26 protein-coding genes, 1 tRNA gene and 1 pseudogene are annotated in these 26,215 nt (G+C 43.3%); 20 read left to right on the forward strand and 8 right to left on the reverse strand.

Annotated elements, in window-relative coordinates; all coding sequences use genetic code 11:
- Positions 1-120, forward strand: a pseudogene (locus tag GOB86_RS11410) (IS5/IS1182 family transposase); the annotation flags it as partial.
- Positions 121-1,270: 1,150 nt separating this feature from the next.
- On the opposite strand, the gene GOB86_RS11415 reads toward GOB86_RS11410, so the two are convergent.
- The gene (locus tag GOB86_RS11415; RefSeq protein WP_165992451.1) at positions 1,271-1,843 is read right to left on the reverse strand and encodes a recombinase family protein; all 573 of its coding nucleotides are present in this window, start codon (positions 1,841-1,843) and stop codon (positions 1,271-1,273) included.
- Between the two features lie 194 nt (positions 1,844-2,037).
- Between GOB86_RS11415 and GOB86_RS11420 the strand changes: the two genes are divergently transcribed.
- The 5 genes from GOB86_RS11420 to GOB86_RS11440 are packed head-to-tail and all read left to right on the forward strand — an operon-like array spanning position 2,038 to position 8,021.
- A complete protein-coding gene (locus GOB86_RS11420) occupies positions 2,038-3,081 on the forward strand; it encodes a hypothetical protein (protein WP_165992452.1) in 1,044 nt (347 codons plus the stop codon).
- A 36-nt stretch (positions 3,082-3,117) separates the two neighbouring features.
- A complete protein-coding gene (locus tag GOB86_RS11425; RefSeq protein WP_165992453.1) occupies positions 3,118-4,221 on the forward strand; it encodes a polysaccharide biosynthesis/export family protein in 1,104 nt (367 codons plus the stop codon).
- Positions 4,222-4,251: 30 nt separating this feature from the next.
- Complete coding sequence (locus tag GOB86_RS11430; RefSeq protein ID WP_165992454.1) at positions 4,252-4,488, forward strand: hypothetical protein; 237 nt, start codon at positions 4,252-4,254, stop codon at positions 4,486-4,488.
- Positions 4,475-6,547 carry a glucans biosynthesis glucosyltransferase MdoH gene (gene mdoH / locus GOB86_RS11435; protein WP_165992455.1) on the forward strand — a complete coding sequence of 691 codons (2,073 nt, stop codon included), beginning with the start codon at positions 4,475-4,477 and terminating at the stop codon, positions 6,545-6,547. The genes GOB86_RS11430 and mdoH overlap by 14 nt, the downstream gene beginning before the upstream one ends.
- 4 nt (positions 6,548-6,551) lie before the next feature.
- Complete coding sequence (locus GOB86_RS11440) at positions 6,552-8,021, forward strand: GH39 family glycosyl hydrolase (RefSeq protein WP_165992456.1); 1,470 nt, start codon at positions 6,552-6,554, stop codon at positions 8,019-8,021.
- Between the two features lie 174 nt (positions 8,022-8,195).
- On the opposite strand, the gene GOB86_RS11445 is transcribed toward GOB86_RS11440, so the two are convergent.
- Positions 8,196-8,525 carry a hypothetical protein gene (locus GOB86_RS11445; protein WP_165992457.1) on the reverse strand — a complete coding sequence of 110 codons (330 nt, stop codon included), beginning with the start codon at positions 8,523-8,525 and terminating at the stop codon, positions 8,196-8,198.
- Between the two features lie 407 nt (positions 8,526-8,932).
- Between GOB86_RS11445 and GOB86_RS11450 the strand changes: the two genes are divergently transcribed.
- The 4 genes from GOB86_RS11450 to GOB86_RS11465 all read left to right on the forward strand — a co-directional run bounded on the left by GOB86_RS11450 (position 8,933) and on the right by GOB86_RS11465 (position 13,222).
- Positions 8,933-10,294: a hypothetical protein gene (locus GOB86_RS11450; RefSeq protein ID WP_165992458.1), complete on the forward strand. Its 1,362-nt coding sequence runs from the start codon at positions 8,933-8,935 to the stop codon at positions 10,292-10,294.
- Positions 10,295-11,110: 816 nt separating this feature from the next.
- Positions 11,111-12,238, forward strand: a complete 1,128-nt coding sequence (locus tag GOB86_RS11455; protein ID WP_165992459.1) for a 3'-5' exonuclease family protein — start codon at positions 11,111-11,113, stop codon at positions 12,236-12,238.
- Positions 12,239-12,367: 129 nt separating this feature from the next.
- On the forward strand, positions 12,368-12,856 hold the full coding sequence (locus tag GOB86_RS11460; protein WP_165992460.1) for a MucR family transcriptional regulator: 489 nt from the start codon (positions 12,368-12,370) through the stop codon (positions 12,854-12,856).
- A gap of 48 nt (positions 12,857-12,904) precedes the next feature.
- A complete protein-coding gene (locus tag GOB86_RS11465; RefSeq protein WP_165992461.1) occupies positions 12,905-13,222 on the forward strand; it encodes a hypothetical protein in 318 nt (105 codons plus the stop codon).
- Here GOB86_RS11465 and GOB86_RS11470 read toward each other — a convergent pair.
- Positions 13,204-13,551 (reverse strand): hypothetical protein, encoded by a 348-nt coding sequence (locus GOB86_RS11470; protein ID WP_165992462.1) that lies wholly within the window; start codon positions 13,549-13,551, stop codon positions 13,204-13,206. The genes GOB86_RS11465 and GOB86_RS11470 overlap by 19 nt on opposite strands.
- Positions 13,552-13,770: 219 nt before the next feature.
- Between GOB86_RS11470 and GOB86_RS11475 the strand changes: the two genes are divergently transcribed.
- The 3 genes from GOB86_RS11475 to GOB86_RS11485 all read left to right on the forward strand — a co-directional run bounded on the left by GOB86_RS11475 (position 13,771) and on the right by GOB86_RS11485 (position 16,675).
- Positions 13,771-14,190 carry a hypothetical protein gene (locus tag GOB86_RS11475; protein ID WP_165992463.1) on the forward strand — a complete coding sequence of 140 codons (420 nt, stop codon included), beginning with the start codon at positions 13,771-13,773 and terminating at the stop codon, positions 14,188-14,190.
- Positions 14,191-14,504: 314 nt separating this feature from the next.
- Positions 14,505-14,906 (forward strand): hypothetical protein, encoded by a 402-nt coding sequence (locus GOB86_RS11480; protein WP_165992464.1) that lies wholly within the window; start codon positions 14,505-14,507, stop codon positions 14,904-14,906.
- Positions 14,903-16,675, forward strand: coding sequence for a hypothetical protein (locus tag GOB86_RS11485; RefSeq protein ID WP_165992465.1), 1,773 nt, complete (start codon positions 14,903-14,905; stop codon positions 16,673-16,675). Before GOB86_RS11480 ends, GOB86_RS11485 begins: the two co-directional genes overlap by 4 nt.
- 68 nt (positions 16,676-16,743) lie before the next feature.
- On the opposite strand, the gene GOB86_RS11490 is transcribed toward GOB86_RS11485, so the two are convergent.
- From GOB86_RS11490 to GOB86_RS11500, 3 genes are all read right to left on the reverse strand, one after another.
- On the reverse strand, positions 16,744-16,923 hold the full coding sequence (locus GOB86_RS11490) for a Flp family type IVb pilin (protein WP_165992466.1): 180 nt from the start codon (positions 16,921-16,923) through the stop codon (positions 16,744-16,746).
- 220 nt (positions 16,924-17,143) lie between these two features.
- Positions 17,144-17,845 (reverse strand): Flp family type IVb pilin, encoded by a 702-nt coding sequence (locus GOB86_RS11495; RefSeq protein WP_165992467.1) that lies wholly within the window; start codon positions 17,843-17,845, stop codon positions 17,144-17,146.
- 123 nt (positions 17,846-17,968) lie between these two features.
- The gene (locus tag GOB86_RS11500) at positions 17,969-18,967 is read right to left on the reverse strand and encodes an AAA family ATPase (protein ID WP_165992468.1); all 999 of its coding nucleotides are present in this window, start codon (positions 18,965-18,967) and stop codon (positions 17,969-17,971) included.
- Positions 18,968-19,390: 423 nt separating this feature from the next.
- Between GOB86_RS11500 and GOB86_RS11505 the strand changes: the two genes are divergently transcribed.
- Both GOB86_RS11505 and GOB86_RS11510 read left to right on the forward strand, forming a co-directional pair.
- Positions 19,391-19,936 carry a hypothetical protein gene (locus GOB86_RS11505; protein ID WP_165992469.1) on the forward strand — a complete coding sequence of 182 codons (546 nt, stop codon included), beginning with the start codon at positions 19,391-19,393 and terminating at the stop codon, positions 19,934-19,936.
- Positions 19,933-20,559 carry a recombinase family protein gene (locus tag GOB86_RS11510; RefSeq protein WP_165992470.1) on the forward strand — a complete coding sequence of 209 codons (627 nt, stop codon included), beginning with the start codon at positions 19,933-19,935 and terminating at the stop codon, positions 20,557-20,559. Before GOB86_RS11505 ends, GOB86_RS11510 begins: the two co-directional genes overlap by 4 nt.
- Positions 20,560-20,568: 9 nt before the next feature.
- Here GOB86_RS11510 and GOB86_RS11515 read toward each other — a convergent pair whose 3' ends face one another.
- A complete protein-coding gene (locus GOB86_RS11515) occupies positions 20,569-22,218 on the reverse strand; it encodes a DUF6538 domain-containing protein (RefSeq protein WP_165992471.1) in 1,650 nt (549 codons plus the stop codon).
- A 103-nt stretch (positions 22,219-22,321) separates the two neighbouring features.
- A tRNA-Gln gene (locus GOB86_RS11520) sits at positions 22,322-22,395 on the reverse strand.
- Between the two features lie 193 nt (positions 22,396-22,588).
- Here GOB86_RS11520 and GOB86_RS11525 point away from each other — a divergent pair.
- The 5 genes from GOB86_RS11525 to GOB86_RS11545 all read left to right on the forward strand — a co-directional run bounded on the left by GOB86_RS11525 (position 22,589) and on the right by GOB86_RS11545 (position 26,093).
- The gene (locus GOB86_RS11525) at positions 22,589-23,719 is read left to right on the forward strand and encodes a Ppx/GppA phosphatase family protein (RefSeq protein ID WP_165992472.1); all 1,131 of its coding nucleotides are present in this window, start codon (positions 22,589-22,591) and stop codon (positions 23,717-23,719) included.
- Positions 23,716-24,501 (forward strand): RlmE family RNA methyltransferase, encoded by a 786-nt coding sequence (locus tag GOB86_RS11530; RefSeq protein ID WP_165992473.1) that lies wholly within the window; start codon positions 23,716-23,718, stop codon positions 24,499-24,501. The genes GOB86_RS11525 and GOB86_RS11530 overlap by 4 nt, the downstream gene beginning before the upstream one ends.
- A gap of 79 nt (positions 24,502-24,580) precedes the next feature.
- Positions 24,581-24,817, forward strand: coding sequence for a sulfurtransferase TusA family protein (locus GOB86_RS11535; RefSeq protein ID WP_165992474.1), 237 nt, complete (start codon positions 24,581-24,583; stop codon positions 24,815-24,817).
- Positions 24,818-24,901: 84 nt separating this feature from the next.
- Positions 24,902-25,156: an exodeoxyribonuclease VII small subunit gene (locus GOB86_RS11540; RefSeq protein ID WP_194301183.1), complete on the forward strand. Its 255-nt coding sequence runs from the start codon at positions 24,902-24,904 to the stop codon at positions 25,154-25,156.
- 1 nt (position 25,157) lies between these two features.
- Entirely contained in the window at positions 25,158-26,093 is a 936-nt protein-coding gene (locus tag GOB86_RS11545) for a polyprenyl synthetase family protein (protein WP_165992476.1), read from the forward strand.
- Positions 26,094-26,215: the final 122 nt, after the last annotated feature.

A 26,215-nucleotide genomic window follows, 5' to 3' on the forward strand; every position in this document is an offset into this window, starting at 1 on the left:
CTCGGACGCTGCCGTCGCCTCACGAAGGATGTCGAGGCAACAATCTCGTCATCCCACGCGTGGTTGATGATTGCCCATATCCGCAGAGTTCTGCGAAAAATCAATCAAACCGCTTTCTGATTCAGGCTCTAAGATAATAAACCAACGTAGCTATGCCAGAATTTATAGACTGCTACATAGGTCAGAATATCAAACGCATCACCCACTTTTTATTCATCTACGCTGCCACAAAAGAATAAAATCTGGACAATATCAAGTGCATTGAGGGTTTGTTAACAGAATTTCACCCTTTTGGGGTTTTGTGGTGTGCCTGAATGCCTAAATAGGCTGCGGATATGTTTGGCACCCGTCTTTTAATGCCAATGCTATATTTATGTAGTATATCAATAAACAGACGGAACTCATGCAGGCTGTAAATTACCTTGGTGTGCCTCCACCTCATGTTTGGGTGTTAGTTTAATGAAGTTTTAAGTTTTGTGCAATGATTCGGTTTTCTGGTGGGTTTTGTTAATCGTGGCGAAGCTCGGTGACTTGCTTGCTGCAAAAAATTGAACGGGTCTATATATTGGTCTGGGGCAAGATGATTTTGCTTTAAGGCGGCAGTCCAAGCTCTTTACACTTACGAACAAACCGTACCCGCACTCATGTGTCTGGAAATTTTGTAAGCATTGCGACAGGATATAATGGAATAAAAAATGCAACCCAGAATACGGATTGCATAAAAAATAATATATTCTGGGAAAATATGGCTGGGGGACCTGGACCGGTTGGGACCAGAACTCAAAAAGCCATTTAGTCAGTAAAATCAATAGCTTGCAGGCATTCCACGTTAGCCTGTGGGGATATGAAAGTGGAGTAACTACCACCTCGCCAAGCCCCTTTTTATATAAACACAGGGCATCGTGCAATAGGAAAATGTGAACTTTTAGACCCCTGCCCGATCAAAATTGTTGCTCACAGTTTTTAGATAAAATTTTTCATAAATCCTAAATTATTATTTAGTATCAAGGCGGAACCATCTTGAAAGCGATATATTACGATAGTGTCATAATATTATTATAATTTAGTAACGAATTGTCTGGAGGCTTATTGCGTTTTACAGCCACACCATCCGAATCTGTTCATCATTTTGGATTTTAGGTTGGAAGTGATGGTCGGGGTTTCGTGATGGGAAGATTCCCACGATGGGTCGTGTATCGAAACCCCATAGTTCTGGGATACGCACAAAATGCTTTTCAGTATTGCATTGCAAGCATACCAGAACTGCGGTTTATGATGCAGTCTGAGTGGGGTTCATGGCTCTCCATGCTGTCATTCGTGATGTGTTCAGGATACGAGCCACTTCACTAACAGACTTCCCTTCCTCTCTGAGCTTTTGAGCGTGTGTTCTCTGATGTTTGGTCAGGGAACTCTTTCTCCCAAGATGCACACCATTGGCCCTGGCTGATTCCAGACCAGCTATACAACGTTCCCTGATAATCTCCCTCTCAAACTCCGCAAAGCCAGCCAGAAGGGTCAGAAACAGCCTTCCCGATGGTTTGGCTGTATCAACCCCAAGATTGAGAATACGCACGCTTATGGCTTTTTCGTGAAGCGTATCAATCAAAGACAGGACATCCACTGCATTACGGCCAAGCCTGTCCAGCTTCACCACTGTCAGCGTATCCCCCTTCCTCAGAGCCTTGAGCAGTTCTGAGAGCACAGGTCTCCGGCTCGCCAGCACACTCCCAGAAATTTTCTCTGTCCTGATTGTGCTGGAGGTCAGACCATAACGCACCAGTTCCTTGATTTGTGGGTCATTGGTCTGGTCGTCAGTTGATACGCGGGCATAGCCATAATCCATTCTATTTCTCCATATTTATTGCTCCATTTTGATACAGCCATTCTATACGAAATATAACTAAACAAACTGCACTTATTCTATAATATCAGAACTATGTGTTTCTGGTATAGGGGAAAACTGCATATTTATTGTCCACACCTAAATCTTTTATGTGAGGACGTTTCAATATTACTTTGAGTTTACGATGAGGGAATATGACCGCAACACAGATTTTCTATAAAAAACGTCTTTTTTGGTCAGTCTGTGGTATTCCATCGTTGGCTTCAGCGTTTTATCTCTTTGTTTGGGCCACTCCACGCTATGAGAGTGAAGCAATAGTCCGTGTGTACGCATTTTCTGGCGATAGTAGTAGTGGTGGAGGTGCTGGGCTGGGTGGGCAAGCTTCCCCAGGAGCATATATTTTTAAAGAAATTGCTGAAAGTTGGGAATGTTTTCATAATCTAGGTACAAATAAATTATCATCCCATTGGGCAAAGGGAGATTTTCTCTCACGTTTTGGTGGACTTCGGACTCTCCTTTCTTCAAACCAGGTGAGCTTATGGAATTATTATCGTTCGCACGTTATTGCATCAGTGAATGATGAAAGTGGCTTGGTAAGACTTAATGTTGAGGGTTACGACCCTAACTTCTCATATGAAGTGAATTCTAATGTTCTTGAGTTTGCCCAAAAACAGCTTCAGTCTTCAGGTATCCGTGCCTATCAGACTGAAAGAACAAAATTAGAAGAACACGTTAAATCTGATCGTGAAAAATTGGCGACTGATCTGAGTATAATGGAATCATATCAGAAGCAGTATGGTATTGCAGATTATGATGTTTTGTACAAAAACACACTTGAGTTGATTAATAAGTTTCAAGAAATTCGAGTAACATTAGATAGTAAGGCTACGGCAGCACAATTTTTTGCTCAACGTTCGCAGGAATTGGCTATGCTTAAAGCTCAATTAACAACTTTGGATCATAACATTGAAGACCAGAGTTCTTATATAAAACACCACTTATCAGAAAACTATGAGAAGTTTTCAGAGTTGAAGCAAAGCATATTGGAGGACGTTAACGTTATCCAGATGGATGATCAGAATCTCCAAGATATCGAGCAATTGGCCTATCGAAGCTCATATCATGTAGACATAGTCGAAAGCTCTGTTCGTCCCAGTGATGCAACCATGCCAAAAGCATTGTTATGGGCAATAAGTATCATGGCTATGAGTTATGTAGCTTACCTCGTAGTTAAATAAATACTTCAAATAATGAACAATACTTGGAGCCATTCAATGCTTTTTCGTAAGATTTTCCCTATAAGCACATTTTCTCTGTTGCTGTTGGGGGGATGTGAATTCATGCCGTCTACAGGACCTCATGCATCCTTGATTTTAGACAAAGAGACGAATTCCATTCCAGTTGAAGACGTGAACGAAGATATAGCATCTCAGTTATGGAATGAAGCGATAGCAAAACAGCAAGAAGAATTAGATAAAGTTTTACAAGATTTAAAGAAACCAAATATTACAGAAATTACCATTTCCTCAGGAGATACACTCGACCTTTCATTGTGGGTTGCATCTGGCCAGTCAGATATTGTGCTGGGAAATGTCCCACAAGCACGTAATATGGGACATTATACAGTTTCGCATCGGGGCACAGTGGATTTGCCTTATGTCGGACAGATTTATGTAAAAAACATGACTCTTCAAAATGCCGAGAAAACAATTGCTGAACACTATAGCCGAACACAGCTATTTCCACAGGCTGAAGCATCTTTGCACATTGAGGAAAATAAAGCTCAAAATATCGTTGTAATGGGGGCTGTGAATGCTCCAACAGTCCTTAATTGGTCTGAGGGAGGTATCGATATCAGCGAAGCTATCGCGCGGGCTGGTGGCTTTAAGGTCTTTGACCCCTCCAAACAGGGTAGTGATTTGGGCGTTAATAACATTGTGCTTATCCGACTTGGGAAAAGCTATAATGTACCAATGAAAACAGCCTTGGCTCAGGAGATTCCTCTGCACTCTGGGGACCGATTGGTTCTTCAGCATACTTCTATTGTCAGAGCGTTGTGTTTAGGAGCTGGTTGGAAAACACCAACAATGGTTTCGTTTGATGAAACACCATCTCTGGCAGATGTCATCGCAGGTGCGGGAGACATGAGTCCAAATGCAGCCCAGGGCAGATCCATATTTGTATTTAAACATGCGTTTCGCATGATTTATCGGATTAATTTTGACAAAACAGAAGGAATGAAAGCTGCACAAGCGTTCCCCATTAGTGACAAAGATTTGGTTTATATCCCACCGGCTCGCAGTGTAACTCTACAGCAAGCTGTTAATATTATTATGAGTGTTGGATATCCTGCCGCAATGGGTGCAGCAATCAAATAATTATCGTTAAATATAGAAAACAGGCATGTTATGAACAGTATTAATAATATTAACATCAGTCTTAATGTTGACTTATCTATCTTTGCTCAGGATGGCGGTATTGATATTACCAATGAAAGTGTTTCATCTTGGGAAGAGTTGAGAAAAATTATATTTGAAAGTTTAGGTGATAGAGGACCTCCTCCTGGAAATTGGGCGAGGTTTTCTTCTCATGATAATGATGATGTTAATATAAAAAAATCGTTGGTTAATTATGTCCTATATTAATTCCTCAGAAAACCATGAAGTCCTAGATTGGAGGAAGGAAAGTAAAAAAAGAACGATAGTATTATGGATACTAACAACTGCTTTTAATGTTTTTTCCGTTCTTGTTCTAATATTTTTTATGGTAATGTATAATTATCCAAAATATTTTATAATACCATTTTCAATATGTAGTTTTCTACTTGGATTTGTAGGGTCATCATATTTCATCACAATGTGGTTTGGTTTATATGCTGCACTCCGGGGACCAGAAAAAGACCCTTATAATCCCGTGCATAAACAAAAAGATTTATGTGAGGACACACGAGTAGCTCTACTAATACCAATTTACCACGAAGATATTAGGCGTGTTGGTGCTGCTTTAGGTGCGATGATTGAAGACTTAAGGGCTTACAAGGAATTCTCACATTTTGATTTTATAATACTATCAGATAGCAGAAAAGAAGACATCATTTTTCAAGAACATTATGTCTACCAAGTGTTGTTAGAAAAATATCCGAATGTAAATATAATCTATAGAAACAGGATTTCTAATATTGATGCCAAAATTGGCAATACCTCTGATTTTATAAAAAGATGGGGGAAAAACTACAAGTTCATGGTCATGTTAGATGCAGATAGTCTTATGCCAGGAAAGACATTATCTGAAATGGCTAGAATAATTGAAGGAAACGAAAATACGGCAATTATCCAAATTACTTATTATGGGGTTATTACGAAAACTTTATATGCACGAATGAACAGCTTTGGTTCTGTCTTTGGTGTTGTTGTTAGCTTCTATGGTCAATACTTTTTTAAAATGGGTAGAGGTCAATATTTTGGGCATAATGCGATTTTGCGTGTTGATGCGTTTATGAAACATGGAGGTTTACCTTATTTTGAGGCCAAACCTCCATTTCCAGGTGGACGACCATTATCTCATGACTTCGTGGAAGCTGCCTTTTTCGAAGGTGCAGGCTATGAAGTATGGTTGTTACCTCATCTGGAAAGTTTTGAAGATCAGTTAACAAATCTCATTGATGATATGAAGCGTGAAACACGCTGGATGTATGGTGCCCTTTTTTGGTTACGCGTGTGCCGAATGAAACGTCTTTCAGCTAATGGTATGAAGCATCTATTCATATCATCCCTTCATTATTTCAATGCATGGATTGGTTTGATTTTTTACATTGGTAGTATATTTGGGATGATATATGTTCTCCAACATCCATTACAAACTTATATACTAAGACAAAAGTTTTCATGGCTCTTTAATACCTCTTTATTTATTTTCTTTTTTGCATTTATTGCACGTTTTGCTGTATATGCACTTTATTTCTATAAGAAAAAACAATTAGAGGGATTTGGTGGTCTGGGTAAATTATTATGGTCGTATATGTTGTCTATTGTATTGGGAATGGCAATCGCGCCCATTACAATGACACAGATATCAAAGTTCCTTTTTTACTGGCTTAAAGGACGGAAAATTCATTGGGGAGAGCAGGATCGTGAAGATAGAAGTGTATCGTATGCAGAAACTTTCCAACACTTTTTCCCTGTAAGTCTTTTCGGACTTTTCCTTCTTTATATCGTCGTTGAACATATTATGCCTTTAGCCACTAACAACACTATGAAAATATTACATATGAGTAAAACGTGGCTTTGGTTTTGGTATATTCCTGCATTATCTGGTTTGATTTTTTCACCATTGGTTATCCGGAAAACTAGCTTCCGATATAAATGGATGGAAAAAATAGGTTGGTTCCAAACTCCTTTTGAAAAGGATGAACCCTTCATCATGTCTAGAACCAGGGAAATCAAAGAAACGCTAGACGTTTTAGTGCCATCAACACTGACATTTTCAGATGCTCTCACAAATCCGTGGTTTGCGTTTCGCCATATGTGCTCCATCCCCTCTCGGCCACAAAAAATAAAATTTTGGTCTGAATACTTTTCTGGGAAGAATATTAATGACTTAAGTCGTGCTGAAAAACTACTTATATTCCGGTGTCGGGAGCTTTGGGAAATGTTATTTCTTAAACAAAATAATATACCGTCCATAGATACAGAAAAAAAAGATTAGAGTTGTGGAAAAACCTATGCTTACCAGAAGGGACATTAATTTATCTATCATTTTGTCCACAATTATATCTCCATCGGTATCAATTGCCTCTGATATTGATACCGAGATCAATATATTCCTTTCTGGCTCAATAGGATATTTCACTCATTATTGGAAAGAATGCATTGGCTCAGATAGAGCTATCGTGGCTTTTAGATCCGACTGGTTGCAACATCTGCAATTTGTGAAAAAAAATTGTGGTTTTAAGGCCGTCAGATTTCATGGGTTATTAAATGATGAAATGGGGCTTTGCCGTGAAACATGCAATGGTTCGGATCGATTGAACTATTTATATATTGATGAAATTTTTGATAACATTATACAAATTGGTATGAAACCATTCGTAGAGTTGAGCTTTATGCCCCTTCCACTACGCAGTAGTGATACAGATATTTTATGGTATAGAGCAAACACTTCTCCTCCAAAAAATATGGAGGAGTGGTTTAATTTAATAAAAAATCTCACTGAGCACCTAACCTCAAGATATGGATTTGATGAAGTTTCTTCGTGGAATTTTGAAGTTTGGAACGAACCAAATATAAATTTTTGGTCGGGATCGCAGGAGCAGTATTTCAATTTATATAAAAATAGTTGGAATGCGATTAAGAAAGTTAACAATTTCTTCCGTGTCGGTGGTCCAGCTACAGCACAGATGGCATGGGTTTCAGAGTTCATTGATTTTTGCGTTGCTGAGAATTGTAAACCTGACTTTATTTCATCACATATTTATGAGGCTGACCCTCAAGATAAAGTTTTCAATAGCAACAATCTTTTACCTAGAGATGAGGTAATTCCTAAAGCAGTTTCTTACATTAGAGATAAAATCAATCATTCTAGGCTTCCTCAATTACCTTTATTTGTCACTGAATGGTCATCTAATAACCCTGCATATATTTTGACTGTAATTTATAAATGCATTGGGAAAGCTAAGATTTTAAGTTATTGGGTATTTGATAGCACGTTTGAAGAAAATGGACCCGTACAAGGTTTCGGGAGTAGTTATTTTGGGCTCCTTGATCAAGGTGGCATTCCTAAACCGGCATTCCATGCATTTCATTTTTTAAATAAATTAAGTCACAATAGAATAAATATTGATAATGAAGAAATTTTAGCTACATATACTGAAAAAGAAATCGTATGTTTGGCATGGAATTATTCTCGATTTAACAAAGATAAAAAACTTACTCTTAGATTTAATAGGAAATATAGATATTTTAAAATTACAACCTACAATTCCAAACAAGATAAAGCTCAGGAATTATGGGAAAAAATGCAAAAGCCTTTATCTCCTACACAGGAGCAATACAAGGAATTACGTAATATTTCTATGCAATACGATATTCAAAAGGGCCGTTTGATAGAAGGAAGTATTTCGTTTAATATGCCCCCAGATTCAATATATTTAATCGAATTGTCAGAATATAATATTTACTAATATATATATATTCCTTCATGAACAATATAAAAACACACGACAAACTCAGATTGGATATTACTCTCTTAATGACCGTTTAGCTTGTTTTGATTCTACGAAGCATAAACATGATTTATTCTTGGATGACGAGCCAATGGGATAGGAAACTATTTAATCATTTCCGAAAATTTTTTGTCATATATTTCCCTGTTTAACTGAGGTCATGCACTTCCTGACCAACGTAGTTGCCTGCTTCTTCATTCTGTCAGGAGGTTCAATTCCCATGCCCTGAAGACGTTCCAGCAAAGCCAGAACAGCAGAGGCATCCTCTGCACTGACAGCAGGTTTCCCATTGGTAGCCACCAGGGCTTTCCCTGAATTTCTGTCCTGTCTGATTTTTTCCAGAATAGCCACTGTCAACCATTCTCCAGCTTTCATGCCCTGCTTCTGGCTCTGTGTAATCACAGCTTGCCGGACATCAGCAGAAATTCCCCTGATACCCCATGTTTTCGTGTTGTCTTCCATATGCTTCCTTCCCTGTTGAACAGACCTGTCCAACCAGTATGACAAAGAAACAGGCAAGGAAGACTGGATATTGCAGGGAATGGCTCAACAGCCAGTTTGACAAAGAATGTCCAAAAAGATGTTTATCAGAAATTGGATAACAAACATACAAATCTTGAGAAGGTTTTATGTTATTTACAAATACAGTTTATATTTCACTTGCATAAATTAACGTTTCATGCTTTAATAATGGAAAAAGCCAGATGCGACAAACATCCAGCTTTAACAAATGCGATGGAGAAGAGGCCACCGAGAACAAAACAACCACGTTTTATGATTTTGATTATGTAGTATTTAAATGAATTAGTCAAGTAAAAAATGTAGTTCTCGTAATTTTTTCTTCATCCTGATTAAAGGAGAAGAATTTTATGGGATTAGCATTTAAAAAACCTGAAGTAGCACTCGACAGATATCCATACGATTGGAGGATGAAAAGGTTCAAACCTTACAATCCAAATCTGTTTTTCATCATGGGTCAGAAATTAAAACAGCCTGATGCAAAAGGCAGAACGTGGTGGGATAAACCTTACCATATCTCGGAATACGAAACCGTTTTTGACATGGCCCAGGACATTGAAGATTCCTATATCTCCATGAACTGGTTTTACAAATGCAGTCGCAGGGGCGAGTTTGTCGCGGTTTTTGACCATATCTGCATCGACCTTGATTGCTACAAATATGAAACCAACCCCACCATTCAATATCACGACCTTGGGGAGAATTATGAAATCCTGCTCAAGTTCTGCGATGACAACAACATTCCTCGTCCCTCCAATATCCTCAGTTCTGGCAGAGGTATTTATCTGCATTATACGTTTGAATGTCCTGTTCCAGCACGATGCAAGGGACGCTTTCAGGCTACCCACAGAGAACTGTTGAGAAAATTCATCCCATGGGGAGCAGACCAGGCAACCTATGATTTTTCGCGTGTCTTTCGTCTTCCTGGGAGTGTGAACTCTCAGCATCCAAGGCGTCATCGATGCGAGTTCCTTGATTACAGAGGTCAGTTCTATGACTTCTCGACCCTGTGCGACATGGTTCTTCCAAAGAAATACGAGGATTACAAAAAGCAGAAGATAGCCAGACAGGAGAGACGTGAAAAAGCCAGGGTTGAATATCTGGCTCGCAGGAAAACCAATGAGCTTGTTCCTGATGAACGTGGAGCCCAGGGTTTCAAGGGATGGGCCTCATGGGCCAAGAAAGGACTGTATGACCTGAAAACGCTTGGTTTCCTGCGCTACAGGGGGCCAGTCAGAAAAGGGGAATGTGATATTTTCTGTCATGAAGCTGGTATTCTTCTGGCTCAGATATCCAACCCTGACAATCTTCCCTCCAATCTGGAGCAATGGGCTGAAGGCGTGATTGATGAGGGATATCTTGCCAAACATATGCACAATGCCATGCAGACCCTCTACAAGAAAGCTGGTCAGGACTATTCAGCCAAAAAGCGACACAAGGGCTACACGACTGGCACAAAGACCATCATTCAGAAATTAGGCATTACCCGCGAGGAAATGAAACATCTGAGTGTCCTCATTGACCATGAGGAAAGATTGCTCAGAAAACGCATAAAACGTCATGAACAGGGAAATGTAGAAAGACCAACCAGTCAGGGACAAAGCCGAGAAGCATGGCTTGCGGAAAATAATCTGTCAGTTTCCAAACCATGGGAAGCCCTGAACATTTCCAGAGCGACTTATTACAGAATGAAAAAATCAGGAGCTTTGTAAGGTTCTGGTTTTGTTTTTGACGTGAGACAGGTGTGGACGGATAACTATGGATTATGAAATCCACCCATCCTTCTTTTTTTTCTTTTTTCTTTTGGTTCTTTTCTTTTTCCCTATCACCTTCAGACTAATCAGGCACGTTTTTCAGTTTCATGTAATTTCCTTCTATCGGGTTCGTTCCATATCCCCCGTAAATCTCCATAATTGACCCGTGGAGACGATTTTCACCCTTTCAGGGAAGATTATACCCTTCGTTCCTGTTTCGTGTCTGTGTGTGGCTTATTTCGCGTTTTATCTGGTTCACCAGATTCATCTGGAAAATCTGTTTCCGGTTTCAAAGGTCACTACAGATTTTTTTGCTTTGTAGTGAACTTCCGGTTTCCTTCATAAATGAACCGTAGAAGCATGGTTTGCCCGTGAAGGGTTAATCTTCCTTGAAAGTCTGTTTAGTTTCTCTCCATGGCTTATTTCTCATTGAAACAGCATGTCCAATGCTTCCCCATGCAGGTTATTCCAGAAAACCTGTTTCCGAATGATATCTGGGGTATTTCGTCTGTTTCTGATTTTTTCAACACATAGTCGCACAGGTTTTCTGTTGAACCTTTCTGTGTTTTTTCTCTTATTAGTCAACAGAAAACCTTGTTGACCATTTCATGCAAAACACACCACTGAAACAACAAACAAACCTGTTGATTATTTCCATTAATATTATAACTATCTGATACATTTATTTATAATAATTTATATAAACATTGCAATAACTATAAATATAGTTTATAAATGACGTATATTTTAGGAGTTATTGAATGGAGTAATATTATGATAAATTACAGCACTGTTTTTTCCCTGCTCTCTGAAGGCATCAGAATCCCGGATAAGCGTTCCTGTCCGTTGGCAGGACGTTACCTGCGTTGTTTTTCTGATGAACGTAAGGTGGGGCGTTCCACGGTTTTTTACATTCGTGATTTTGTCATGGTAAACGCACCAAGAACATCTGTTGCGGATAAAGTGGAAGAGACTGGATATGGCATTCTGGGTTTATTTCCAAACTTCATAGACGTTCCTGCAAACGTCAAGGACAAGGCTGGTTATAAGCGTAAAGTTCTGGAACAACTGGTTCAGCCATATCTTCAGCCTTTCATCACCAAAAAACGTATGGATTTTGGGTATGACAGGATGCTGATGCCTGCTCTTGGGCAATTAAGGAACTGCTTCTCTCAGGTTCAGAAAACCATCCTGAAAGACATCTGGGAAGGACTGAAACCCGCAGAGATTTCCATGCTCTGGTGGAACAATGATTTTTCCCGTCTCATGACCAGTCTGGACACTGACAACGCAGTGAAAGCCCTGTTGAGACAGATAGAAAAGCCGGAAAAACTGGCTCAGTGTCCTATGTCAGAAAAGAAGAAAATTCCTGCAAAAGCGTATCTGGTCCTGAATGTTGAAACGACTGGTCGGGAAAACGATGACCAGGTGATTCAGATTACGATAACCAATCATAAGGGTAATTTGCTATATAATCGTTTCTGCCAGCCTTCTGTGTCCATTCAGAAGGAAGCCAGTAACCACCATCACATGACGAAAGATATTTTCACACGAGCCACACTTATGGGAAACCAGAGTGTCACAACATGGCAGGAGATTTACCCTGAAGTGGTCAAACATCTATCTGGAAGGACTGTCTATGCGTTTAATGTGGCGTTTGATGCTCAGATGGTTCTGAACACCTGCAAGGCTTTTAATCTTGATACAGGCTGGATGAACACGTGCCATTGGGTGGATATGAAGCTTTACATGAACTCGGCCACACATATTGGCAAAGAGTTAGCTGGGGAACTAGTGGATGAGTTTGAAGAAATTGCAATCGTATCAGCTCAGGTTATTCCCTTTCCGGCTCATCGCTGGCAACAGTTCGCGAAAGAGGAACATGTGGGTATGCAGGGATAATCATCGATAAAATTTTATCACTTTCAATCATTCTGTTTTGCCTAACATCATACCAGCTTGCTTATTGTCTTTTCGAGTAGTAACTTAAGGCGTTTTCTTATATTAAATAATATATTTGGAGAAAATACCATGTCTGATAATGACACAAAGGGTATAAACACCTTACATGTTTTAACCGCAGATATTGTGGCATCCTTTCTTGCCAGCAACTCATTACCAACAGAACAGATTCCAGAACTTATCCATCAGGTTTATAATGCCTTGGCTTCTATTGAGGATAAGCCGGAAGAAGCTCCTGTTCTGACACCGGCTGTTCCTGTTAAGAAATCTGTCTTTCCTGATTATATTATTTGTTTGGAAGATGGAAAAAAGCTGAAGATGCTGAAACGTCATCTCATGACAGCTTTTGGTATGACACCTGCTGATTACAGAACCAAATGGGGCTTACCATCTAATTATCCAATGGTTGCTCCGGCTTATGGTGAACAACGTTCAAAACTGGCTAAAGAAATCGGTCTGGGAAAAAAAGAGGCTGAAGAGGTAGAATCACAGGGAGAACTGATTCCAGTGACAAAAATCCCTGAAGTGAAGCGCAGACGGAAAGCAGTTAAAAGATAATATTTTTTATTTAATTTTCTCAAAATCTTAAATGTTAGGCATAAAAATATGTGTGATGTTCGAATTTTAAGCGTGTGTCCCTCTGAAGAAGACAGAACAATTCCTCTTTTTAGTATTTCTATTAATGGTAGAAATTGCGAAAAACTACTTACAAAAGAGGAGGCTGGAAATTATATAAGAGGTGAGATGCTGAAGACTTCAATTAAAAAACATGAAGAATTGAAAGTTAATATTAATATTAATCTTATTACGGAATATTTCATTCAATCAGATTATAATGAAACAAAATTTGAGGATGGTATCAATATTTTTGATACTGATGCGATTAATGGTTTATTAAATATTTATCAACTTAAACCATGGTAAAATATGTGAGGGCAATAATTTGGAGTAAATGGGTCTTTTATAAAATTATATGTCTTTGCATTACGTAAAACTCTATATTCTGACCCTGCTTGTGGCTTATTTGACAGATTGTTTTCGAGACGCCATTTGTCATTTTCATCTGAAAATTCATCAGAGTGAAAATCAAGGATAATTCCCTTCTCCTCACATTCTTTTAACAATCTGTCACGACATTCCTGAAGATCATATAAAAGCACATGCTGACCATTTAAGATTGCAATTTGAATGTATTCGTATCCATTATAATACAGTAAATCATAGACCAACTGGTAATTGCCTTGTGTAAGCATTTTCTCAACAAACCTTATTCGTTTTCGTCCTATTGCCATTCCCCTATAACAATTTATTCTCACATCCATTCTCCAAATATAAATATTGATTTTTATTATAATATTATAATTATGAGCAAATCAATATATTTGAAATTATGTTTATTATTTACTTATAATTATATTTGAACGTCATATTTATAAAATGTTGACCATTTATTTTATAAGGAGATTTTAATAATGCAATTTCGATTATTAGAGAACAAAGGCACACCCAAATGGGAAATCAGTCGTTGGGCATACAGCCCTGAAAAGAAGCGAGCCATCAAGGAAACCCTTGGCTCTTTCCCCTGCCGTTATTCCATGGTTTCCCGTGACATTCTGGATAAATGCACCAAACAGGAAAAAGCAGAGGTGCTGGAATGGTGGCGTGTCACCAGTGAAGCCGTAAACAGGGAACGTGTCAGAAGACAGATTACAACCCTTCCTTCCATCTTCCAGGACCTTGAAACCCTGTTGGACGTTATCCAGGACAATCCTGAAGACCTCGCGGAACTTAAAAAACACGCCTATGCGTTCAAGGAGGCTGTCAGCAAGGTTATTCGCAGGAAGTCACGCCAACAGAAAAATCAGGAAACAGTCAACAGCGTTCCCGCTTGACCATTCCTTATGTTTTTCCTTTCATAGTCAACAGGGTTTTATGTTGACTATTGCCCTATTTTTGTAAAATCACATCAACACAAAATTGTGTTTACGTGTTCGTTCTTGTAACACATTTTATGTAAAGCACCTGCATTATACCCGTAAAATACCTTTTTATCCCTGTTTATGTTTTCTCATCTTGTTTGCCATCCTTTTTGTTATCTTTTGATTATAGCCAGCCATACCAGTATCCGCTTCGCGTCTTCTGGTAGCTGGCAAGGGGGAAAATGCTTTTCCCCCGTTGACCCCCATTTAAGCAGGAGACCCATTGCATGAGCGAAAAAAGAAAACTGAAAAAATCGTTACTGGTTCGTCTGGATGATGAGCAATATGCGTGCATCATAAACCGTGCCAGACAGCGTGACATCACAGCCAACAGTCTTGTGCGTGAGTGTCTGGCTGGTGCTCTTTCTCCCTCTGATACATATCAGAGGATCAAGCCAGTCAAAGCCTATAGTCCACGCACACCACCCAAACCGGAATACATCAAGGAACTCTACAGGCTCAGGGAAAGCACGGCTGAACTGTGTGGGGCATTGGTTCAGTATGCCATCAGGACACGTCAGGATGGTCATGTCATGGCGCATGAGGAGGCCGAGAAGCTTATTCCTGATGTGCGTCAGGCTGTGCTCAATCTCGATACGCTACGCAGAAAGCTTGAGAGACATGAATGATAGGAGGAGCCACCCGAGGCAAGGGAGGGTATAACCTCTGGCGTCATCTCCGCGATGCCAAAAAGCAGAACGATGCCACCTTTGCCGGTGCGTCACGTGGTCTGGTTCAGCAGGGTATTACAGACCAGATTAAAGAGCTTACCAGCATAGGCAAATATGCCAGCCACTCCAAACCTCTCTACCATGTTCACGCTGACCCTGCGAAGGACTGGACGGCTCAGGAATGGGAAGCCTATTGGCAGGATTATGAGAAAGAATTTTCTCTCACAAAACAGCCCTTCTCTGAAGCCATCCATGTCAAACATGGCCGGGAACACAGACACAGGGTTTATTCTCTGCTGTTGCCATCTGGCTCCTGTCTTCGCATGGACAATGACCATGCCAGACGTGAGAAAATCAACAGACTGGCAGAACTTCGCACAGGGGAAACCATAACACCTGGTGCCCATAATCGTGCTGTCATCAAGGCTTTAGAAGCAGAAGGGAAAACAGCCCAAGCCCAGAGACTCAGGGATGCAGGACTTTGGGACATTCAGAAACCTAAGGCCCGATTAAAGCCCCAGGAACGTGCCCAACAGGAACGCACCCATGTTGATAAGGCTGGATTGGCTTTAATCACTCTCAAAGGCTGGAAGGGCTATAACCCGGATATTCTGAGAGAGCAGTTAAAGGCTCATGGCTGTTTTCTGGCTATAGGGGATAAGGGGCCGGTTGTCATAGACCAGACGGGCAATGTTCATGCGCTGAACAGGCTGGTCAACATGGCCTCCAAAGCAGAGGGGAACCCTCTGAAAATCACAGCAAAACAGGCTGTGGACTACGTCAGGGGGTATGACCTCCCATTGTATGCAGACATTCAAAAGAAAGGAAAAATTAATGACAGAACACTTCCAGAACTCGGAACAGGCCAAGAGAATTTCTTTATACCGGCAGACCTACAAGGAAGCCTATGGAGCGAACAGGAACACACAGAACATTCTCGACCTGATGAGCAACCAGACAGGAGACAGACCCTCACCCATCGACCAGATACAGCAGTTACTCGAAACCATCGCACAGCAACAGGTTCAAATCCTGTCAGCACAAAGCCAGATATTAAAAAGATTGTCTGCACTGGAACACTGAACAGACGCATCACCCATGTTGCCAGCCTGTCCCATATTGTTCTGATAACCCCGGATTATATCAGGGACATCAAAACCCGATTGAAAGACGCCAAAAAAGCAGACTGGTATTTTTATCGCAGGGCCTATCAGAACCTTAAAGACCAGGAATACTGGCTCGACCAATGGAACAACAGCATTGACAGCAACATTCTGCTTTTGCTGGTGGAACTGTTTCTGAGCCTGTTGTTTGGTGGCACTGTGACCATCAGAGAGAAGGTTTATCCTGTTGCCATTAATTTTGGGCTTCCTGCTCCCATCAGTGATGCGACATGGAACATGATGAGCGATGACCAGCAGGACGAAGTGCTGTTCCAGAGCTATCTTTTATACAAATCGTCCTACAAAAATTATCAGAAGCTTCATGCCGAACAGAACGGGAATTCTGTCACGTTTGAGAATTTCCTGAACCTGCATGGCAAGGATATTCTGACACAGATGATTTCCATAAATGTGGACTATCTGGAAGACAAATTAACAGACTGGAAGAACAGGAGGATGGACGCAGAAAATGCGAAAATTCTTCAGAATACAAATGAAGCCATGACATGGATGAAACAGACTAATTCAGACGTTGAAAACCATGGAAACACATTAAAAATGTAAAGAGATACGCATAAAAAAAAGGAACCCCGAAAGGTTCCCCGTTAAAGTCTTGTGATTGATTCTGTGGATTAACCAGCAGAATTAGCAGATGCGATAGCAGAACCGACATTAGTGAATGTGTCCTTCAAGTTTCCACCAACTGATGTAACAGCGGTAATAATTACTACAGAAATCAAGGCAGCAATCAGACCATATTCGATAGCGGTTGCCCCAATTTCATTTTTGCGAGTTTTAAGTAAAGTTTTCATATGAAATCCTCCAAATATTAATATTAAACACCATATAACTATGATGCCTTAAATATATAATACTGAATTGAATTGCATATTTTCAAGAAAAACGAACTTTTTATAATTTATTTTCTTGACATTATCATTTATATATAAAATAATGATTTTATGTTGTAGCGACATAAGTGACCATCAGACCCCCTCCTAAAACGGTCTGGTGGTTTTTTATTTTAGTTCCTTATTTAGATGGATTTTCTTTTTGAGTAACAGTACCAATGCCAGGAGAAAATCCAGCGTGATCAGCCTGAAGAGAATAAACCTTTCCCGAAGCTGTCGTGACTTCTAGAATGTTTCCATCACCATTATGTCCAGTTCTAATTGTCGAGCCTCCACTTTGAAGATCAGATAAAACAGTATTATAATCAGTAACAGGTGTTCCAGTATCTGCATTATATGCACCAAAAACATTTGTAATAGGATCGGTCGCATTTATGTTTCTCATATACTCTGCAAAAGTTGGCACTGCATCACCGTCCCATGCTTTTATTGTATAAGCACCGGCATAATCATTTCCTCCATATAAAGTAGGAAAATGATCAGAATCTAATTGATCTTTTAAGCTATTATTCACGTCATCCATTGTGGCTCCTTCAGCATAGGAGTTTGTACTATTCACGCTACCAGTAGAAGAACCTGCATTGCCATTACCACCAGTAGAGTTGCTCCCTCCTGTAGAACCACCACCATTAGCATTACCCGTAAAAGAACCTGAACAGGTTCCAGACCCACCTAGATGTTTGGATATTGTGCAATAGGTGTTTGATAAATTCCTGCCAACTGCGGACATGCCACTAACAGCAACAACAGCCACTAACGATGCAATAAGCCCATATTCTATGGCTGTTGCACCAATTTCATTTTTTACCTTTTTTAAAATCATGATTTAAAATCCTCCAATGTATATATACAATTTTATTGTAATATAGATTCATGAATAACTTCAAACATATCGAACACTTTGCAGAAAATGCCACCCCAATGAGTGGCATTCCATCACCTGCTGTCAGGCTACCTTCCAATAGGTCATCTGGTCTTTCATGATGACTTCAACATAGTGACGCATGGAACGCAGGTCTTTGGTGCAGTAGCGTTGCACCAGTTCCTCCTCTTCCTGGCTCAGGGTGAACCATTGCGGAAGCAGGTCACGTTCTCTGGCAATCTCTGCCATAATCCTGCGAGCCAGTAGAATGACATCCTGACCCTGTGGCTGTTCAACATGCACAATCCGACATCTGGAACGAAGAGGTTCTGACACCTGTGCAAGGTCATTGGCTGTCAGCACCCAACGCACATAACCTGCATTGACTGGCAGGTTCAGATACACGTCATTAAACGACCCGGCTTCCATGCCTTCAAGGAACTGAAGCGTGACATCCTGCACATTCCCATGCTGTCCACCCCTTGGGGCTTTGTCGATTTCATCCAGGATAATGCAGGGATTAGCCAGTTCCGTGCCTGCCATCCATTCCGTGACCAGAGAAGGCTTGGCTTCTCCAAAACTCTGATGCACCCCCATCAGGGACAGGGCATCAGTCATGCCGGAGACATTGATGGTTTTGACAGGGTAGCCAGCCATTTCATGGTAAAGCCTTGCCACTGTGGACTTACCACATCCCGGAGGCCCAACCAGAAGCACGGGACGCATGGGAACAACCCTTCCCCACTCCGACCATTCCTCATCACTGGAGGCCAGCACCTCAACAGCCTGTGGAGCATGAGGACAGGCTTCCAGAACCCTTGCCTTCAGGGTGGCAAAGTTACGTGGGGTATGGAGTTTGACAGGGTTTTCCAGCCTTCTGACGCTGGCAAAACGGTCAATGCGTCTTGAGGAGGAATTTTCAGGAAAACTATGGTCTTCGGGGAGAACTTTCAGACTGACAAAGCCTGACCTTTCTTCACCAACAGGGCTTTCCTCATCCGGGACAATGCCCAGGAGTTCTTCAAGAAACGCTTCGGAAGAAAGAGTGTCGGTTTGTGTATCGGGAGTATTGCTTTGGGTCATCTGCCTGTTCCTGTTGTTTGAGAAGGGAAGAAATGCAGAGTGACGGTCGTATGGTCATAGTCTACCTCCAGAAATTGAACGCACCTGTCCTGTCAGAATGAAAAACAGAACAGTTAATAAGGAAGGATGAAGAACAGACAGCCAAAGCTGTCAGGGAATAATCTGGAAGGATATTCGCCGGTTCATCATGGAAAGGATCATACCACAACAATCATGCGCTGAGAGCCGGGATAGAAAAATTTTCTTTCGGAAGCTTATTTCAGGTAATGGTAAAAATTCTTAAATAAATACTGTTCCAAAAACTTGACTTTTTGAATACGTAACCCTTATTATATAAATACAAAGGGAAAATCGTATTCAATATTGTATATTCAAAAGTATTTTAGAAAATAATCCCTGATTAACAATTTAAGGAGACATTTTATGAGTGAAATTACATTCCGCACGAAAAACCTGACCGTCCATCATATTTTTTCACCTGTTGAGGGGTTTGATGACATCGCACCAGGATATGTGAAAGACTTTAGGACATTCCTGCAATCATCTAAAATTACAAAGACAATGCAGGAAGCCTATATTTCCGCATTGCGTGAATTCCCGGTATATCCCAAAAGCAACAAGCTTGAAGGCACGATAGAAGACCAAGCCTATAAATTATTAGATTTATATCATTCTGATGCCATCCAGAATATTCTGGACGTGCTCGCTCCTCAGATTATTGAAAAATATGGCGAAGACCAGTTATCCGTTTTCATAGTGGCTTTTCTGGAAGGTGTTTTAAGGGACATTGAAATCATAAAGGGAGATGGCAAAAATCGCCTGTCCTATTTCAATCGTGACCTTGATTGTAGCTGTGCTTCTATCCTGAAGAGCTACTTGCCTGATGATTATGCATTGGGAGATTATCTGGCCCGCTATTTCCTTGCGGACAGAGTGACAGCCCTGCACGTCTTTGGAGGTGTGCAATGATTTATGGTTACGCACGTGTCAGCACCAGAGACCAGTCGACTGATATGCAGGTCAGTCGATTGCTGGAAGCCGGGATTCCGAAAGAAAGAATTTTTATGGATGTCATTTCCGGTGCAACAGAAGACAGGCCACAGTTAAACAGTTTGCTGTCTCTGTTAAACAAGGGGGATGTTCTGACAGTTTGGAAGGTGGACAGACTTGGAAGACGAACAGCCCATCTGGCAAGGCTTTTAGAAGAGTTTGACCAGAAAGGAATAACAGTCAGAAGTCTGACAGAGGGTGTGGATACGTCAGACAGGTCAAGCCGTGTCAGTTATCTGCTGATGTCTGTCATTGCCCAGAATGAACGTGAGACGATTAATGAGCGCATCAGAAGTGGCATCGACCATGCCCAGAAATATGGAACGAAAACAGGTCGTCCCATAGGAAGGCCCAAAGCCAGTTCTGCAAAGGTACAACATGCTCTAGACCTTTTAGCATCAGGGAAAAGCTACAGACATGCGTCTTCCATTGCGGGTGTCTCTTTAGCCACATTGGTCAGACGTGTTCAGTCCATGCAACAGCAAAACCAGTTCACACGCCAGAGCAGTATTTTTGAGGCATTGAAACAGGAAGCCTGCTGAAAAAACCGATCACTCGAATAGTTTAGAAATCTGGAAGGTCTCAGGATAGTGAATCCTGTTGATAGTCTTTTTCAGGTTTTTAATGCCAATTTTATGCAGGTAAGTCGTAATGCCTTGGGACTTTTTGGAGCTATCCCCAATATGTCCCAGGACTGAATCAATCCAGACCTCTCGAATCGTCGCATCTTCATTTCTGAGAATGGTTGAAACACTGTGACGGAACGAATGGAAAACAGTGTCGTCTGTGACCCCTGCCCTCTGTTTATGAAGGCTGAAGGCTTTTTGAAATTTTGTGGATAGATGGTTCATGGAGCCGGATGGTGTCAAATCATGGAAAATAAATGTTTTCCCCGCGTTCCTCATACGTTCTACATGCTTGATTAAGCCCACTTTAACAAGTTCTGGATGCACAGGAACAACACGTTCCCCTGCTTCTGTTTTTGGGGAGAACCTAACCAGCTTTCCAGCGACTTCTGTAGGTTCATGGTCTTGCACATACATAACCCATCCATCATCGGTATGAACAAAGTCTTCACAACGAAGATGGCAGATTTCCCCTTGCCTCATTCCACTATAAGCCCCGATGGCTGTAATAAATGCATAGGTTTGACGTGATACGGCCTTACTTACAAAACGTAAATTAGTTAGCTTAATAAGGTTTTCCTCTGACCAGTCAGATACATGTCGAATGGTTTCTGTTTTGAACTTAAACCCTTTCCAGATATTTTTTTGGACATGTTCGATTGGTAGCAAGAAGTCCCATAAACCATTGATGAATGTGATGCGCTTTTCAATTGTCACCTCACTCATGCGTTCAATGGTTTCTCCTTTTGTGTCTTTGAAGTCGGCCGCAGCAATGGAATCTCGAATTGGCGTGTAATAACAGCTTTTCCCATAGTTTCTTGGAAGCTTCCTTAACGTCTGGATAAATTCATGGGCATCCCTGCCGGTATATTCCCCAACAGGCTTATCCCCCATGACTTCCATGAACATTGCGAAGGTGTTGCGGAGAACTCTTACATCTCTGTCATTTTTATAATCTTTTTGTTTGGTCTCGATGTAGGTTTCAGCAATTTCTGAAAGCAATGGACTGTTTTGTGGCTTGATCATCTGCTGTTGAATGACTGGTGCAATTTGGCTGTTTTGAGCCATTTGCATCATGCTGGATGCAATGGAAGCCATTTGTTTCAGGGCTTCTGTTAATTCGCTACGACTCTCACGGCTTTCTTCCAACCTAGCCTGCGTGACTTCCTGCTTATGGGTAATCTTTTCCAGATTTTGGCTGATTTGTTTAATTCTGGTCGCTTGTTCTGCAATGAAAGATTGGAAGCGATCATGGAGAGAGAGCCATTCCATGAAGCGTCGAAGTTCATTTTGCTTTGTCAGGATAGAGAGACGTTCTTCCTGTTCAGCAATAATAGATTCCGCTTCAGTCAATCCAACTTCAAGCAATCTTACATATTCTTCATCTTTGGACATGCGACGACAATCATCAAAAATTGCTTCAACCTGTCCATAGATCATACCACCACGTGCTGTGGCAGTAACCCTGTTGGATGTATCCAGAGAGAACCAGAGTTCCTGTTTTCCAATGAATGGACGTGCGACCAGAGGAATTTTTCTACGAAAATGATAGGAGCGACCGACCTTGCGTAACATCTCCATCCGACCCTTGGTGGAGAAGGAAGTGGAGAAGTTCTCCACCAGCCCTCAGAAAAGGTGGAAATTTTTGCCAATGATTTCAATGACTTAAGGGGAGAAATGGCTGGGGGACCTGGATTCGAACCAGGGCTGACCGGGTCAGAGCCGGTAGTTCTACCGCTAAACTATCCCCCAGCAGGACGACGTTTCGAAGTGTAAAACACCACTTCCGTGCCGTTGACGCTCTACTAGCACTGTCATTATGGGCTTGCAACCCCATTCAATAAAAGAATTTTGTTTTGCATGCATATTTATCTTGTCCCTGACCGCTGCGCTCCCCAGAATAGGTAAGGATCATTGCAACCCTCGCTTTTGAAGGACCGGACAGATGGATCATCCTCCTCCCGTGGCCGGCCCTTCGGTCAACGGGCTTTTATCTCCCACTGCAGGTGTGGGAAGCGAGCCTGAATTTGTTGGGGCTTTGGATCTGGGCACTAATAACTGCCGTTTGATGATAGCCGCACCGACGGCTGGCGGCTTTAGGGTTGTGGACAGTTTTACCCGTACTGTGCGGCTGGGAGAAGGATTGCATCACACTGGCCGCCTGAGTGATGATGCTATGGACCGTACGGTCGAGGCCTTGCAGATTTGCGCGGACCGGCTAGCGCGTCGGAAGGTTGGGATGTTTCAGGCTGTTGCAACGGAGGCCTGCCGTCGGGCTGTTAATGGGCAGGCTTTTGTTGAGCGGGCGCAGGCTGTATCGGGCTTTGATATTCATATTATCTCAGGCAGGGAAGAAGCCAGTCTGGCGGTCGAAAGCTGCGCCAATCTTATTCACAATAACCGCTTTGGCCCGCCACGAGGTAGAGCGTTGCTGTTTGATATCGGTGGCGGTTCGACTGAAATAGCATGGATACGCACGGAACCCACGCTGCAAACTGAATCCCTGATCGGTTATCTTAGTCTGCCCGTAGGGGTGGTCACGTTGTCCGAGCAGTTCGGTCCAATGGAAGACCTGACGCCCGCCCGTTACCGCGCGATGGTCGATTACACACGCACGTTCCTGCATGAGTTTGAGAGTGTTCATCGCATTCGATCCGAGATTCGTCGCAATCATGTGCGGCTGATCGGCACAAGTGGTACGGTTACAACGCTTGCAAGTCTTATTCTGAACCTGCCGCGTTATGCGCGTGCTGCGGTGGATGGGTCTTTGCTGCCTGCCAGCAGCGCTCGCCTTGCTATGCGCAAATTGCAGCATATGGGGCTGGCCAACATTGAAAATCACCCCTGCATTGGCCCGGACCGCGCGCCTTTTGTTCTGCCTGGCTGCGCGATTTTTGAAGCTATTCACGATATATGGCCGATGCAGGATATTATTGTTGCCGATCGTGGGTTACGAGATGGCATGATTCTTCGCATGCTGCGCAAAGCCACCTCCACGTCACGCCGCTCTACGCGGCCCCAGCATGTGCGACAGGCTCTTTCCACACAGAATTTAATGCAGGCAACAGGTTTATGAGCGATAAGAAACCCCGTTCATCAGGGCATTCTTCCACACTGCGTGTCCCCGGGCGGGCACGCAAAAGCAGCGCGACCCCCGGCGGCAAGCTGGCAAAGGACGATTCCGATGCCCCGCAGAGAATGCGCACGCAGACAGTTGCCCTGAGAACCGCGCGTGGCCGCACGACCGCCCAGCAAAAATGGCTTGCGCGGCAATTGAATGACCCATACGTGCAGGCCGCCCATAAACAGGGCTGGCGCTCCCGAGCCGCATTTAAACTGATTGAACTGGATGATAAGTTTGGTCTCATCCGTCCCGGCATGCGGGTTGTGGACCTTGGGGCTGCACCGGGTGGCTGGACGCAGGTTCTGGTCAAACGCGGCGCAGCCCGGGTTGTTGGTGTTGACCTGCTGCCCGTGGACCCTGTGCCCGGAGCGGACATTATAGAAGGTGATTTTACCGACCCTGATATGGCCGAAACCCTGACAACCATGCTGGGGGGGAAGGCCGACCTCGTTGTTTCAGACATGGCGCCCAATACAACGGGCCATGGGCCGACTGATCACATCCGCATTATTGGCCTGACCGAGGAAGCTCTGCACTTTGCTTTCGAGATCCTGGCTGAAGGTGGTGGGTTTGTCGCCAAGGTGTTCCAGGGTGGATCGGAAAAGGCAATGCTGGATACCTTAAAGCAGGCTTTTTCTCTTGTGCGTCACGCCAAGCCCCCTGCCAGCCGCAAGGATTCGTCTGAGCTCTACGTTGTGGCAACCGGCTTCCGGCCTCGCAGGCTGACGGGTTGATCCGGCGTTGTGAGGGGGCGGGTGACTGACCAGAAGGCCTGTTTGGCCACATGAACTGAGTGCAAGTAGAAGTGTTTTCATGACCGATACAGTTCTTGATGTAAGGGGTTTGAGTTGCCCCCTGCCCGTCCTAAAAGCCAATCGTGTGCTGCGTGGGCTTCCGGGGGGAGCGCGCCTGCGTGTTCTGGCGACAGACCGGGCCTCTGTGTCTGATTTTCAGGTTTTCTGTAGGGAGACTGGGCACGCTCTGGTCTCGTTCGCAGATGAAAATGGTATTTTCTCCTTCACGATCAAACGGCGTGTGCAGGACGGATAATTTTCGCTCATAGCTGAAATTCCATCTGCCATTCACATGCAAGGCTTGGCAGATGGCCCCTTCTCGCGCTATTGGCTGCCCTTCATGAAGGATAGGGACGCCCGCACGATGCCGGACAACATCACTTCGCTGTCTTTTGAAGAAGCGCTTTCCGAACTGGAAAAGATTGTGCGCGGCTTGGAAGGTGGCCAGATGAAGCTGGAAGATGCCATTAAGGCATATGAGCGCGGTGCGGCCCTGCGGCAGCATTGTGAGGCCAAGCTGAGTGAAGCAGAAGCCCGCGTGCAGGCGATCGTGCAACGGTCCGACGGGTCGTTGGACATGAAACCGATGAACTGAGATGTCGATGACTGAGCCGACACAAACCACAATCATTCGCGCAACTGATGCTGCGCTCCTCAAGCAGGACATGGGCGCGCGTGCGAACGTGATAGAAAGCGCGATCGACGCTCTGCTCCCGCCCACAAAAGGAGGAGACGCAAGGCTGATAGACGCCATGCGTTATGCCACCCTGGGTGGCGGCAAGCGCCTGCGCGGCTATCTGGCCGTAACAACTGCCAGCCTGTTTGGTGTGCCCGACAGCCAGTCCGCCAGAGTGGCCGCATCCGTTGAGATGCTGCATGCCTACTCTTTGGTGCATGATGACCTGCCCGCCATGGATGATGATGACATGCGGCGTGGCCAGCCCTCCACGCATCGCAAATTTGACGAGGCGACCGCCATTCTGGCCGGTGATGCCCTGCAAACCAAAGCGTTTGAAATTCTTGCGGATGCGCTGACTCATGCCAGTGCGGATGTCCGTATTGATCTGATCCAGAGCTTTGCAGAGGCATCGGGTGCTGCTGGTATGGTCGGCGGACAGATGATTGACATGGAAGGTGAAGGGCGTGCCCTGCCCTTGGATGAAGTCCGCCACCTGCATGCGCTCAAAACCGGCTGTCTGATCCGTTATTCGGCCGAGGCGGGTGCTATTCTGGGGCAGGCATCTCCTGACCTGCGTAAGCGCCTGAGAGCATATGGTGCCAACATCGGCGCTGCCTTCCAGATAGCGGATGACGTGCTAGACGCCACAGCCACGGCGGAAGAGCTGGGCAAGACGGCGGGGAAGGACGAGGCATCGGGCAAATCCACCTTTGTGGCGCTTCTTGGTATTGATGGAGCGAAAAATGAAGCCGCGCGCGTGACGGAAGCCGCCATTGCCGAGCTTGCACCTTTTGGGGCGCAGGCCGACCGGCTGCGAGATCTTGCCTACTACGTGATCGAACGGAGAAACTGAGATCATGGCCGACCAGAACGCCGCGTCACCGATTCCCACTCTTGGCCGTTTTCCCGCACTGGATCGTGTTCGCGTTCCCGCGGACCTGCGCAACCTGTCTGTTGAGCAGCTCAAGCAGCTTG

It is taken from the genome of Acetobacter lambici (assembly GCF_011516885.1).
In the GTDB taxonomy this organism is placed as follows: domain Bacteria; phylum Pseudomonadota; class Alphaproteobacteria; order Acetobacterales; family Acetobacteraceae; genus Acetobacter; species Acetobacter lambici.

Bases quoted from the DNA above. Each gene is read 5' to 3' on its own strand.
- GOB86_RS11495 (WP_165992467.1), bottom strand. From the start codon at position 17,845: ATGATTTTAAAAAAGGTAAAAAATGAAATTGGTGCAACAGCCATAGAA.
- GOB86_RS11500 (WP_165992468.1), bottom strand. From the start codon at position 18,967: ATGACCCAAAGCAATACTCCCGATACACAAACCGACACTCTTTCTTCC.
- GOB86_RS11485 (WP_165992465.1), top strand. From the start codon at position 14,903: ATGATAGGAGGAGCCACCCGAGGCAAGGGAGGGTATAACCTCTGGCGT.
- GOB86_RS11460 (WP_165992460.1), top strand. From the start codon at position 12,368: ATGTCTGATAATGACACAAAGGGTATAAACACCTTACATGTTTTAACC.
- GOB86_RS11475 (WP_165992463.1), top strand. From the start codon at position 13,771: ATGCAATTTCGATTATTAGAGAACAAAGGCACACCCAAATGGGAAATC.
- GOB86_RS11525 (WP_165992472.1), top strand. From the start codon at position 22,589: ATGGATCATCCTCCTCCCGTGGCCGGCCCTTCGGTCAACGGGCTTTTA.
- GOB86_RS11480 (WP_165992464.1), top strand. From the start codon at position 14,505: ATGAGCGAAAAAAGAAAACTGAAAAAATCGTTACTGGTTCGTCTGGAT.
- GOB86_RS11545 (WP_165992476.1), top strand. From the start codon at position 25,158: ATGTCGATGACTGAGCCGACACAAACCACAATCATTCGCGCAACTGAT.
- GOB86_RS11465 (WP_165992461.1), top strand. From the start codon at position 12,905: ATGTGTGATGTTCGAATTTTAAGCGTGTGTCCCTCTGAAGAAGACAGA.
- GOB86_RS11425 (WP_165992453.1), top strand. From the start codon at position 3,118: ATGCTTTTTCGTAAGATTTTCCCTATAAGCACATTTTCTCTGTTGCTG.
- GOB86_RS11415 (WP_165992451.1), bottom strand. From the start codon at position 1,843: ATGGATTATGGCTATGCCCGCGTATCAACTGACGACCAGACCAATGAC.
- GOB86_RS11430 (WP_165992454.1), top strand. From the start codon at position 4,252: ATGAACAGTATTAATAATATTAACATCAGTCTTAATGTTGACTTATCT.
- GOB86_RS11515 (WP_165992471.1), bottom strand. From the start codon at position 22,218: ATGTTACGCAAGGTCGGTCGCTCCTATCATTTTCGTAGAAAAATTCCT.
- GOB86_RS11470 (WP_165992462.1), bottom strand. From the start codon at position 13,551: ATGCTTACACAAGGCAATTACCAGTTGGTCTATGATTTACTGTATTAT.
- GOB86_RS11510 (WP_165992470.1), top strand. From the start codon at position 19,933: ATGATTTATGGTTACGCACGTGTCAGCACCAGAGACCAGTCGACTGAT.
- GOB86_RS11420 (WP_165992452.1), top strand. From the start codon at position 2,038: ATGACCGCAACACAGATTTTCTATAAAAAACGTCTTTTTTGGTCAGTC.
- GOB86_RS11490 (WP_165992466.1), bottom strand. From the start codon at position 16,923: ATGAAAACTTTACTTAAAACTCGCAAAAATGAAATTGGGGCAACCGCT.
- GOB86_RS11535 (WP_165992474.1), top strand. From the start codon at position 24,581: ATGACCGATACAGTTCTTGATGTAAGGGGTTTGAGTTGCCCCCTGCCC.
- GOB86_RS11445 (WP_165992457.1), bottom strand. From the start codon at position 8,525: ATGGAAGACAACACGAAAACATGGGGTATCAGGGGAATTTCTGCTGAT.
- GOB86_RS11505 (WP_165992469.1), top strand. From the start codon at position 19,391: ATGAGTGAAATTACATTCCGCACGAAAAACCTGACCGTCCATCATATT.
- mdoH (WP_165992455.1), top strand. From the start codon at position 4,475: ATGTCCTATATTAATTCCTCAGAAAACCATGAAGTCCTAGATTGGAGG.
- GOB86_RS11450 (WP_165992458.1), top strand. From the start codon at position 8,933: ATGGGATTAGCATTTAAAAAACCTGAAGTAGCACTCGACAGATATCCA.
- GOB86_RS11455 (WP_165992459.1), top strand. From the start codon at position 11,111: ATGATAAATTACAGCACTGTTTTTTCCCTGCTCTCTGAAGGCATCAGA.
- GOB86_RS11540 (WP_194301183.1), top strand. From the start codon at position 24,902: ATGAAGGATAGGGACGCCCGCACGATGCCGGACAACATCACTTCGCTG.
- GOB86_RS11530 (WP_165992473.1), top strand. From the start codon at position 23,716: ATGAGCGATAAGAAACCCCGTTCATCAGGGCATTCTTCCACACTGCGT.